5 protein-coding genes are annotated in these 13,325 nt (G+C 48.8%); all 5 read left to right on the top strand.

The genetic code is table 11. The features are described from left to right. The first annotated feature begins 11 nt into the window (after positions 1 to 11). Positions 12 to 2,042: an AMP-binding protein gene (locus OL444_RS23075; RefSeq protein WP_264729479.1), complete on the top strand. Its 2,031-nt coding sequence runs from the start codon at positions 12 to 14 to the stop codon at positions 2,040 to 2,042. Between the two features lie 159 nt (positions 2,043 to 2,201). Then, positions 2,202 to 3,872, top strand: a complete 1,671-nt coding sequence (locus OL444_RS23070; RefSeq protein WP_264729480.1) for a cyclic peptide export ABC transporter — start codon at positions 2,202 to 2,204, stop codon at positions 3,870 to 3,872. Between the two features lie 93 nt (positions 3,873 to 3,965). After that, the gene (locus OL444_RS23065; protein ID WP_264729481.1) at positions 3,966 to 5,375 is read left to right on the top strand and encodes an aminotransferase-like domain-containing protein; all 1,410 of its coding nucleotides are present in this window, start codon (positions 3,966 to 3,968) and stop codon (positions 5,373 to 5,375) included. A gap of 93 nt (positions 5,376 to 5,468) precedes the next feature. Next, complete coding sequence (locus OL444_RS23060; protein ID WP_264729482.1) at positions 5,469 to 5,990, top strand: N-acetyltransferase; 522 nt, start codon at positions 5,469 to 5,471, stop codon at positions 5,988 to 5,990. 694 nt (positions 5,991 to 6,684) lie between these two features. Further along, complete coding sequence (locus tag OL444_RS23055; RefSeq protein ID WP_264729483.1) at positions 6,685 to 13,278, top strand: non-ribosomal peptide synthetase; 6,594 nt, start codon at positions 6,685 to 6,687, stop codon at positions 13,276 to 13,278. The last annotated feature ends 47 nt before the right edge of the window (positions 13,279 to 13,325 follow it).

Raw genomic sequence — 13,325 nt, 5'->3', positions numbered from 1 at the left:
TATTCATAACCTTGGAGAGAGCCAGCAAAATATCGTCCTACCTGCAACGGGGTGCCCACCTGTTCCCGCAGAAAACCGCCTACTGCTACCTGGAAGACGGCGACCAGCAGGAAGTTCGTTGTACCTACGCCGATTTATATACCCAAGTACAAACATTGGCTGCGCAGCTGCGTGAACAGGGACTGACCGGACATCCGGCCATGTTGCTGTATCCGGAGGGAATGGCCTTTATCATTGCCTTCCTGGCCTGTCAGGAAGCGGGCGTGATAGCAGTGCCGATGTTCCCGCCCCGTGGCAACCGGCATATGGAACGTCTCTATCATATCCTCACGGATGCCGGTACACATATAATATTGTGTGCCGGCAGTATTGCCGGTAAAATACGCAGCGGCCTGGAAGCGGCCGGCCCCGGAGCACCCTTGCATATCATTGTTACAGATGATCCGGCAGTTACTGCTCCCGTCACCGCATTGCTATCACCGGCGCCCGAACAGGATATCGCTTTTATACAATATACCTCCGGGTCTACCGGCGCGCCCAAAGGTGTGGTGATCAGCCATGCAAATCTGCTGCATAATGAACTGCTGCTGACGGCTACCTTCGGCGCAGATGCAGACAGTGTGATTTGTTCGTGGCTGCCCTTCTATCATGATATGGGTCTCATCGGCAATATCCTGCACAGTATATATGTAGGAGGTACCTGTATCCTGATGTCGCCGTTCCATTTTATGCAGCAACCGTTGCGGTGGCTGAAAGCTATCGACAAATACCAGGTAACGCATAGCGGCGGACCTAATTTTTCTTTCGATATCTGCGTGGATAAAATAGCGGCAGAAGAAGTGGCCCGGCTGAACCTTTCCTCCTGGAAGGTGGCCTATAACGGCGCCGAGCCTGTGAAAAAGACGACCATGGACCGTTTCGCGGCCTGGTTTGCTCCGGCAGGTTTCGACAGTGCGGTATTTTTTCCCTGTTATGGTCTGGCGGAAGCCACCCTGTTGGTATCGGGCGTAAAAACGGTTCCGGAAGTACGTACCGTAGGGGTAGACCGCGCCGCATTGAATGCCGGATTTTTCCGGCCGGCTGCTACCACAGATCAGCAAACCATCTTCCTGGTGTCGTCGGGAAAAGTAGCCCCGGGCATGCAGGTGAAAATACTGCCGCCGGAAAACGGTGGGGAAGACCAGATCGGTGAAATTGCGATCGCCGGCACCAGTGTAAGCCGCGGATACTGGTCGGAGCAACATGACCTGGCTGCGCCAGCCGAAAATTCGTATAGGCGTACCGGTGACCTGGGCTTCCTCTATGAAGGACAGTTGTTTGTCACCGGCCGGAAAAAAGAAATACTCATCATCCGGGGAAAGAATTATTATCCCTATGATATTGAAAATGCCTGTTCCGCGGCACATCCGGCCATTGAAAAAAATGCCGTAGCTGCCATCGCGGTGCCGGTAGGAGAGGAGGAACAACTGATCCTGATTGCAGAAGTAAAAAGAACACTCATTCGGGAGATAGATCCGGAAGTAGTGGCCCGCGCGCTGATGCAGGCGGTGATCGAAGAAACCGGCCTTTCCCCCTACGATGTGGTACTGGTAGGTCCTTTATCGATTCCCAGAACCTCGAGCGGCAAACTACAACGTAATAAATGCAGTATACTCTATCGGGAAAACGGATTTAATACCGTGGCCACCATACGTACTGCCGGTACTCCGGCAGCAACGGCAGCCGTCATCTCTCCGGAGCTGATCAGCCAGGTGCGCACAGAAAAAGATCCGGTCCTGATTTTACAATACCTGGAACTATTGTTCCGTTACCGGCTACAACACACGGAGGCCAACCTTCGCCCGGCAGATGAGCTGACAGCGGTAGGTGTTGATTCCCTGAGAGCCATGGAGCTGGTGAATACCATCAATAAAGACCTGGGCATTCACCTCGACGCTTCCCGTATCTTTCAGGCCAATACCATCGGCGGATTGATCACCATCATTGAAACCACCCTCTGGATCAGTGATGCCAAACCATCCGGTCAGGAAATACTTTTATAATAACAGCATCACCCGTGAACGATTCGCCACCCGCGAAGCACGGAGGAGCAGCCAGGTTACAACGTTAGCAATACCCGATCAGGAAAGATAAGTACCGGAGCACAAAGCAATATGTCACACAATCCGGATTGATGACCGTTTTATACGCATACAGCTACTATGATAAAGCACATTTTTCAGATAGCAGGTAAGCCTGCGCTGTTGGTAAAATATATTCTGCTGAGTATCCTTTCCGGTATGTTCAGCTTTGCCTTTATGGCCTTTGTCAATTTCCTCATCAATGAAATGATGGCAGGAAAGGCAAAAACATACAATATCCAGCATATCGCCATCTTTGCCGGCATTGTTTTTTTCTTTGTATTGTCGCGGCGGATTTTTTCCATCTCCATCATCAATTTCTCCCAACGGGTATTCTGGACGATCAGAAAAGAAATCCTGCAATTGATGCTGCGATCGGAGTATGAGCAGTTTGTGAGTTTTAAAACGGCCTTGCATGCTTCACTGGTAAGAGACGTGAATGTACTGACTATCGCTTCGATGAATGTGATACAGTTTTCTTCTTCCGTTATTGTGATAATGGCTTCTTTTATATATATGGCCATTATTTCCCCGCTCTTGTTTGCCGTCACCCTGGCTGTACTGGCAACAGGCGTACTGGTATATTACAGGAGTATGCAGCATAATGAAGGATACCTGAAAAAGGCCCGCGACCTGGAAGACAGCTTCATCCTGAGTTTCAATGCCCTGCTGCACGGCTTTAAAGAAATACATCTCGACCCCAATAAAGGCATCGATATTTTTGATAAGGAAGTCAGTGTATTGGAAGACAAATCCATCACCAATAACCGTAAGGCGTATGTCGGTTTTTTAAATAACCAGATCATCGGCCAGGTACTGTTTAACTGCCTGATAGGTGTATTGTTGCTGGGATTGGCGATCCTGCTGCAACTGCCAGCCCATACCGTTGTCAACTTCCTGTTTATCGTCCTGTTTTTACTGGGTGCTACAGAAAGTGTGATGGTGATCCTGCCCAGCTTAATGCAGGCAAAAGTATCTATTGAAAGAGTAGCCGCACTGCAAAAAGACCTGGAGAGTAAAGAGCGCCTGGAGTATTCTGCCGGTCATTATCTCCGGAAAGCAGATTTTAACTCCCTGGTGTTCGACAATATCATTTATACCTATCATCCGCAAAAAACGGGCAGTACAACAGCCGGTTTTTCGGTAGGACCTGTTTCGCTGCAGGTCGCAAAAGGAGAGGTGGTATTTATTTATGGTGGTAACGGTAGCGGTAAAACCACCTTCATCCTGTCTGTACTGGGATTGCTGAAACCGCAGGAAGGACAGGTGTACTTCAACGGACAAATACTCAACGATGAAAACTATAAAAGCTACCGGATGTTGTTTGGCGTAGTGTTCAGCGACTTCTATCTGTTTGAGAAATTGTTTGGCCTGGAAGCACCAGACCCGGAACGGGTACAGTATTACCTGCGTTTATTTGAACTGGAGCACAAAGTAACTTTTCAGGACGGCGCTTTTTCTTCCCGCGATTTATCTACCGGGCAACGGAAACGCCTGGCCCTCATTTCGGTTTTGCTGGAAGATAAACCTTTGCTGGTATTGGATGAGTGGGCTGCTGACCAGGACCCGCATTTCAGAAAAAAATTCTATACCGAAATTATTCCCTTGTTGAAGCAGGAAGGATTTACTATTCTCGCCATCACACACGACGACCGTTATTATCACTGTGCGGATAAATTATATCAGATGGATTATGGCAAATTGAAGCAGGTACCGGCATTGCCGTTATCCCATCCGGAAGTGGTACAATAATACCTATCCGTTGCTTTTCTTTTTTGGCAACAGAATTGGCTACTTTTGAGGTACAGGTATCCTGTTTTAAAATGTAAACAGTACAGTTGGACCATGAAGTTGTACCGGTATGAGGCCTTTGCATCCGCCATTGAAAAAAAGATCCGGGAAGGTATATACAAACCCGGACAAAAACTCCCGTCTATCCGGGAGTTGAAAACACAATACCAGACCAGCGTCAGCACCATTCAGCTGGGATATGAACACCTGATCATTAAGGGATTGGTAGACAGTGTACCGAAATCCGGCTATTACGTCAGTCATAAAGTATGGCATCCCACCAAAGTCCGGCCGGAAAGGCGTTTGCCGGTAGTACGCGATGCTGTTTTTACACACAACCTTGCATGGATTACTTCGCTGCGTGCCGGCCGGCATGTCGTGTCAGAATTTAATGTAGCCGCGCCCGGCGACCTGATGATACCGCAGAAGTTATTATTGCGTACCATGCAACAGGTGATAAGAGAATGTGGCAGCGGGCTGTTAAGATATTATCCGCCGGAGGGACAGTTATTACTCCGGGAAGAAATTGTGAAACGCGCGGCCACGTACAACACCCGTTTACAGGCGCAGGAGTTATTGATCACCGATGGCGCTTTGCAGGCGTTGTATGTTGCGCTGGCAGCGGTTTGCGCGCCGGGCGATGTCGTAGCGGTGGAGAGCCCTTGTATTTTTTCGGCATTGGAAGTCATCAGCATGTTACAGTTGAAAGTAATAGAGATTCCGATGGACAGCCATACCGGATTTGATATTGATTACCTGCGGAAAGCCTGTCTGAAAACCACCATCAAAGCCATCCTGGTAACCCCCAATTTTCAAAATCCAACCGGCATCGCGATGCCCGATACCCATAAACAGGCACTGCTGGCCGTTGCGCAGCAACATGGGATCGCGCTGATTGAAAATGATATTTACGGCGACCTGCATTTCAACGGCCAGCGGCCGGTCAACATCCGTTCGCTGGACGACAGCGGATTGGTCATGACGTATAGCGGTTATGCCAAAACACTGGCGCCAGGTATTCGTATGGGTTGGCTGGCGCCGGGAAAATTTTTTCCGAAAGCAGAGCGGTTGAAGTTTGCATTAGGCAGCACCGTCAGTCCTGTTTATCAGGAAACTGTATATCGCTTGTTGCAAACCGGTAGCTATGACCGGCATGTAAGAACTTTCCGGATGCAGCTGGCTAAAAACGCCTATGATACCCTGCACTTGTTATCGGCCTGGTTTCCATCGGGTACTACCGTTATTCCACCGGCAGGAGGATACAACCTTTGGGCACAGCTGCCGGAAAAAACAGATATGGAGCGCTTTTACCAGCGATGTGAGCAAATAGGTGTTCGTTTTACACCAGGATATATTTTTTCCTTCTCTTCTTTATTCCCCCGTTGTTTCCGGATGGTGTTTGCAGATAAATATTCTGCCGGCCGGAAAGCAGCTATCCGGCGTGCAGGACAAAAAGCAGGATGATCAGATCATCTGTACCGGTCATTCTTTAAAAATCTGTACGGGTAAGGTCCCGGGTATCCGCTCTACCTTTATGACCAATTAAAGAACGGAACCATGGATAAAAAAATAATCACCCGGTTTGTAGTGGTAACGGAAGAAACGATCCGTCAGTTGTTGATCCTCACCCAGGCGCTGGCCCGGGAGAAATATACCGGCGTATTACCCGAAGCGGCGTTGGAAGCTTATATCGGTACACATTTTTCTCCTAAACAGCTGATGGCAGATATCAATAGTTTTTCCAATCAATGGCTGGTCGTATATGCAGATCAGGAAGCGGTGGGATATGCCTGTATTACTACCCGCGGCCAGCGACCGGAGATGTGCGCAGGAAAAAAGGCCGTTCGTTTAACCGGCTTTGGCGTGCTGGCAGCTTATCGCGATACCGATTGTTTATCAATGCTGTTTGCTAAATGTATGGCTGTGGTACAATCCTATGAGGTGGTATGGGTACATGAATATGCAGCTGATCCGGTGCTGGCTTATTTTGAAGCGAATGGTTTTGAGCGATCAACCGATATCACCATCGCGGAAACCCTGTCGCTACCTATGACAGGCATGGTAAAGCGACTGAAATGAGTGTAACATCCTGTTGGCAGTTATATATTATAACAGAAAGATAAAATGATACAGAAGATCCGGTGCAAAAGTAAATTTTTTTTACAGGGAACTGACGATAGGTGCAGTCGCTGTAAAGCCTTTTGGCATAAGGTATAACAGATGTTATTGGTTTAAAACAACAAGAAAAAGGAAGGCAGCGCGGCTGCCTTTTTTTTTGGTTTCTAATTTAATTTCCTATATTTAGAACACGTTGATTGAGCCCTCTTTTTTTTAACCGCCATATGATCAATCGTAGATTATGCATGTTGAAACAAAGAAAAAAATTTAAATCTTAACCACATAAATTTAAACAGTATTTAAGCCCGTTTTTGAGAACTATTTTGAACCAAATTCATTCGTGTCGATTATAGAGTAATAGATGATGATTGTTGCCTTAGAGTTATACGCTCCTTTAGTTTAATAAAAAATGCCAGCTTTGTTATCCGGACTTGTGCCCATTTCTCTTTTATTAAAGTTCACGTAACTCCTTTGAAGGCAATCCTTTACTGTATTGTATTTGTATTTTATTTTATCATTTGAACTAGCGACGGAAACAGCTTTTCGGTGGCGTATGGTGTGATGCGTCCATTCCGACATAACTGTCTGACTGACATGGGTATGCATATACCCGTGCGTTTTACTGCGGATAAACATTTAGAGGGGATATAATTTTATGAATGCTTTAGAAATTATCACCGTATTAAAGAGTAAAAAAGTAGTACCCCGTTTAGACGGCGATCAGCTGAAATTAATTGGGGAAACCGGAAACCTGTCAACGGAATTAATCGCACAGCTTAAAGCCGCCAAACATGAACTGGTCGCTTATCTGAAAGCGTCCATGGAACTACAGCTCACAGCAAGTCCTATTCTGCCGGTTCCCGTGCAGGAGCGCTACCCTGCGTCCAATGCACAGAAGAGAATCTGGCTCCTGAGCCAGTTTGAAGGAGGTACGGCCGCCTATAATATTGTTACCAGTCTTTACCTGAAAGGTACCGTTATTGCAGGCAACCTGGACAAAGCATTCAACAGTGTGGTGCAACGACATGAAAGTTTGCGTACCGTGTTTATCGCTACAGATGGGGAGCCGCAGCAGGTGATCCTGGAAGAAATGGCGTTTGCCATCGCATATGAAGATTATCGTCAGCAGGCAGATGTAAAAAGTGCCATACAAACGGCGGTAGAACAACTGGCCGCCGCACCAATGGACCTGGAAAAAGGCCCGCTGATTAAGGTACAGCTGTTTCGCCTGTCGGACGATGAATATGCCATGGTATTCAGCGTACATCATATTATCAGCGACGGATGGTCAGTAGGTGTGCTGGTGCAGGAAGTCATGCGCCTGTATGAAGACTATTGCCGCAACGGTGCGCCCACCTCCGTGGAACCACTCCGGATTCATTATAAAGACTATACTCAATGGCTGGACCAACGTATCAGCAGTGACCGGGGCCGGCAGGCCAAAGACTTCTGGCAGCAAGAGTTTCCGGTTACACCGGAACCCATCAATCTGCCAATGGATTTCCCTCGGCCGGACTTTAAATCTTTCGACGGAGCAGTCGCGAAGTTTTACCTGGATACAGACCTATACAACCGCATTCAGGTTTTCTGTAAACAACAACAGGTAACCCCGTTCAACTTCTTCCGGTCGGCCCTCACCATTCTCCTGCATAAGCTCTCCGGACAAAATACCGTTGTAATAGGTACACCGGTATCCGGCAGAAATCATGTAGACCTGGAAACGCAGATCGGATTGTTTGTGAATACCATTCCTTTAAAAGGAGAGGTAATCCCCACAGATACTTTCACCGGCTTCCTGAAAAATATATCAGCACATTCCTTCCGGGCATTTGAATTCCAGGATTATCCCCTGGATCGGGTGATTGAAGACCTGCAGATCAAACGGGATACCAGTCGTAATCCTTTGTTTGATGTGATGATGGTATTGCAGAATACCGCCATCGGCGATGGTACCCTCAACATCCATAAACAATACGGCTTCGACCTGTTGCTGCTGGATCGGTATCTCTATCCTGCAGGCAGACCGGTAGATGAAAAAAGAGCCGCCAAATTTGACCTCAATTTTAATTTTGATACAGAACCCGGCAATCGTTTCTATCTGGAGATAGAATACGCCATCTGGTTGTTTAAAAGACCCGCTATTACCCGGCTGTACGAAGCGTATATGTACCTGATTACCCAGGTGCTGGAGCAACCGGAAAAAATAATCAGTGAACTGGAAATTACTACGCCTGTTCAAAAGCAGGAGATACTCCAGGTTTTCAATAAAAAGATAGGAGATATAACCACCACCAGTATCCCGGCATTACTGGCGCCGGCCTTCCGGCAACATGCGGAAAAAACAGCGCTGATCTTTGGCGATAACACCTGGTCATATGCCGAACTGGATCGCTTGTCCGGCAGTATAGCCACTGGGTTGCATCCGCTGATCCAGGCGGGCGACAATGCTTTTGTAGGTCTCCTGCTGGAACGCTCCGAATGGATGCTGCTCAGTATCCTCGGCATATTAAAAGCCGGTGGCGCCTATGTACCAGTGGATACACGTTATCCTGCTTCACGGATACAGTATATGCTGGCAGATGCCCGGTTAAACTACCTGGTAGTGGATGATGCCGGCCTCGCGCTGATACCGGCAGATTACACCGGTAAAGTCATACATATCCGGGAGTTGCAGGCATGGGCCGCGCAGCCGCCAGCCGTGGTGGTTCCGGCAACCGGCGATCTGCGGGAAGCTATCGCCTACCTGATTTATACGTCCGGTTCTACCGGCCGGCCCAAAGGCGTGGAAATCTGTCACCGCAACACCATCGCATTCCTGCAATGGGCCGTTGCCGCTTTTGCAGATACGCCGTTTGACGTATTATACGCTACTACTTCCTATTGTTTTGATCTGTCTGTATTTGAGTTTTTCTTTCCGTTGCTGGAAGGTAAAACGATTCGCCTGCTGTCTTCTGCTTTGCAGATACCGGATGTTATCGGTAACGATCAGCAGGTAATGATCAATACCGTGCCTTCTGTGGTACGAAGCCTGCTGGATGAAGGGATGGACTGGCGTACTGTGAGCGCGCTGAACATGGCGGGCGAACCGATTCCCCGCAAGCTGAAACAGGAACTGGATTACGACCGTATTGCCGTCAGGAATTTATACGGTCCTTCGGAAGATACAACCTATAGCACGGTATACCGTTTTGAACGCGACAACTATGCCGCTATTCCCATTGGTACGCCTATCGCAGATACGCATCTCTACATCCTGGACGCCGCGCAGCACCTCGTGCCACAGGGCGTGGAAGGAGAGATCTATCTCAGCGGACAAGGGGTGGCCAAAGGATATTGCCATCAGCCGGAATTAACCGCTGAAAAATTCCTGGACAATCCGTTTGTACCTGGTTGGAAAATGTATAAAACCGGCGACATCGGTAAATGGCTGCCGGATGGTAAAGTGTTGTTTTCCGGCCGTATCGATGACCAGGTAAAAGTAAGAGGTTACCGTATTGAACTGGGAGAAATACAGTTTCTGCTGGAACAGCATCCACAGGTAGAAGAGGCGGTAGTAGTCGTGCGTAAGCTGGATGGAGAACACCAGATTGCTGCCTACTGGGTATCCGGTGATACCCTGGAACCTATTGTGCTGAAAGAATACCTGGCACAGCACCTGCCCGCCTATATGGTGCCGGCATACTGGATGCAGCTGCCCGCTATTCCACTCAACAGCAATGGTAAAGTAGATAAAAAAGCGCTACCCGATCCGGTAGCGGGCTTTATACAAACCGTGACCACCGTGCCGCCGGTGAATGAACTGCAATCCGCACTGCTGGACATCTGGCAGGAAGTATTGCAGACAACTGACCTGGGCATTACCCATAACTTTTTTGAAGCCGGAGGACACAGCCTGAAAGCGGCCAAGCTGAAAGCCTGGATAGCACGTAAGCTGGAAAAAGATATCAGCCTGAATGAAATCTTCCAGTATCCTACGGTAGAAAAACAAGCTGCTATTATTGCCACCCGTTCTGCTACGGCTGCCGTGGTCATTGAGCCGGTAGCGATACAGGCATCCTATCCGATTTCTTTTTCGCAGGAACGGTTATGGGTACTCAACAATTTTGAGGAAGCTTCCCGCGCCTACAATATGCCGGCTGCTTTCCGGGTGGAAGGCAACCTGCACCTGGCGCACCTGGAAACCGCTTTCCAACAGGTGATTGCGCGGCATGAAATCCTGAGAACCGTATTTGCGGCCACCGCTACGGAACCGGTACAAATTGTACAGGATGCGACAGCCGTACCTTTTCATATTGAAGTGATCCATATCGATCATATCTTATCGGCTGCAGATATGCTGCAATTGCTCCGGGAGAAATGGCACATCGTGTTTGACCTGGAAAAAGGACCGTTGTTGCATTGTTTCCTGTTGCAGACACCAGACAGCCGTATCCTGTCTTTCAACATGCACCATATCATCAGCGATGGCTGGTCGATCACCGTGTTGTTCCGGGATGTGATGACGATATACCGGCAACTGGTAGCTGGCCGCGATGGCCACCTGCCACCGCTGCCCCTGCAGTACAAAGACTTTGCCGCCTGGCAGCGTAAGCTGCTGCAGGAAGAACCCTTACAGGCTTCGCGGCAATACTGGCAGGAGATATTCCGCGAACCGGTACCGGCGCTGGAACTGCCGGCAGATTTCCCTCGCCCGGATGTGAAAACCTATCATGGCGCGAGCTGGAACTATACGTTTAAGCAAAGCCTTACCACGAAGCTGCGTCAGTTGTCTGCACAAAATGGGGTAAGCCTCTTTATGACGCTGATGGCTGCGGTGAATGTGTTGCTGAAAAAGTATACCGGTCAGCAGGATATTGTAACCGGTACACCGGCGGCTGGCAGGGATCTGCCGCAGCTGCAGGACCAGATCGGTTTCTATGTGAATACGCTGGCTATCCGTACTGCGATAGATCCGGCGGCTCCTTTCCGCACCTTATTGCTGCAGCAACGGGATACGCTTTTACAGGCTTTTGAACACCAGCATTTTCCTTTTGAGATGCTGGTAGAGGAATTGCAGTTAAAAAGAAATCTCTCCAGATCGCCGCTCTTTGATGTGATGGTGGTGCTGCAGAATATCGACGGCCTGCAACAGCAGGATATGAAATACATCACACCGGATCTGCAGTTCGATGCTATTGCATTGGCGGCAGATGTGGCGAAATACGACCTTACTTTCACTTTTGCAGAAGGGGAAAACGGTTTGCAGTTATCCCTGGAATATAATACAGATCTCTTCAAAGCCGCTACTATCCGTCGTATCGGACAGCACCTGGCGAAATTAATGGACGTGATTACTACTAATCCGGACATCGCTGTGAAGGAAATTGTATTGCAGGACGAAGAAGAACAGCTATTGCTGGCCTCCCGTGCGGATCAGACAAAGATTGGCTACGATCAGACGGCCACCATTATCAGTTTATTTCAGCAGGCCGTACAACAGTATCCCGATCATATTGCACTGGAAGTGGGCGACATAAAACTGAGCTACCGCGAACTGGATATCCGCAGCGGCCAGCTGGCATATCTCCTGCAGGCAGCTTATGGCGTGAAAGCCGAAGCATTGGTGCTGTTGCATTTTGAGCGCAGTGAATGGATGCTCATCGCGATACTGGCCGTATTAAAAGCCGGTGCCGCCTATGTGCCGGTAGATCCGGCCTATCCGGCTGCCAGAATCAATTATATCATGGAAGACAGCGGCAGTCGCCTGTTGCTGTTCGATACACCACCGGCGATGGAATTACAAACCACCAGACCGGGACATCAGTTTGTGGATATTACGGCACTGGAGGATGCCGGTGAGTACATTACCACTGACATCCGGCCGGAGCAGGCAGCCTATGTGATCTACACCTCCGGTACTACCGGTAATCCGAAAGGCGTGGTGATAGAACATCGCAACGTAGTACGCCTGTTGCACAATGAGCAGCCACTGTTTGATTTTAAGGCAACGGATCGCTGGTCTTTGTTCCATTCCTATTGTTTTGATTTTTCTGTGTGGGAGATGTATGGCGCTTTGTTGTATGGAGGTACGGTGGTGATGGTACCGAAAGTAGTAGCGCAGGATGGTCTGGCATTTTTCAGCTTCCTGCATACAGCAGGTATCACCGTATTGAATCAGACGCCTACTGCTTTCCGTAGTCTGGTACAACAAAATCAATCGCATTTTTCCCGGCAGCCGCTGGCAGTACGTTACCTCATTTTCGGCGGAGAAGCATTGATGCCATCCGTATTACGGGAATGGCATGCGGCGTATCCTGCCTGCCGGAACATCAATATGTACGGCATTACGGAAACAACGGTACACGTGACGTATAAAGAGATTACCGCTACAGAAATAGCGGCAGATAAAAGTAATATCGGCGTACCTATCCCTACCCTGAGTTGTTATGTACTGGATGCCGACCTGCAACAGGTACCGGTAGGTGTGATCGGAGAACTGTGTGTAGGGGGTGCAGGCGTTGCCCGTGGTTATCTGAACCGGCCGGCCCTCACGGCAGAACGGTTCATTCCGCATCCGTTACATCCGGAAGAAAAATTATACCGGTCCGGCGATTATGCCCGTATCCTGCCTACCGGCGATATGGAGTATATCGGTCGCCGTGATGACCAGGTGAAAATAAGGGGGCATCGGGTAGAGGTGGCCGAAGTAGCTGCTGTAGTAGCCAAACAACCAGGCGTAAAAGACGCCGTAGTGGTAACCGTTAAGAATGCGGGTGGAGAACATGATCTGGTGGCCTATTTTATTCCGGATACATCATCAGACCATCAGCAGCTGCACAGCAGGTTGTATGAAGCATTACCGGCCTACATGGTGCCATCCTATCTGGTGGCCTTACCTGCATTTCCGCTGAACAGCAACGGCAAACTCGATAAAGCAGCGTTGCCGGCGCCATCAGCGACTGTAGAACGGCAAACATTATTTGTTCCCTGCAGAAATGAAACAGATAAACAAATTGTAGCTATCTGGGAAAACATACTGGGCAAGGAAGGCATTGGTATCCGGGACAATTTCTTTGATCTCGGCGGACATAGCCTGAAAGCCACCAGGGTAGTATCCCGTATCAACGAAGTTTATGGTATCAGGATCGATCTGAAAAACCTGTTTATCGATCCAACAGTAGAACATCTGTCTGATTACATCGATGCGGTGCAATGGATGGATAACCAGGATACTATTTTAACAGGAGAGCAGGATGAAATGATTCTTTAAATATAGTTGCAGCCGAACTCGTGAACCGCGATTCCACCCGTATTGTC

The sequence above is a fragment of the Chitinophaga nivalis genome (assembly GCF_025989125.1).
GTDB lineage: Bacteria > Bacteroidota > Bacteroidia > Chitinophagales > Chitinophagaceae > Chitinophaga > Chitinophaga nivalis.
This window is presented reverse-complemented; position numbering and strand designations above follow the sequence as displayed.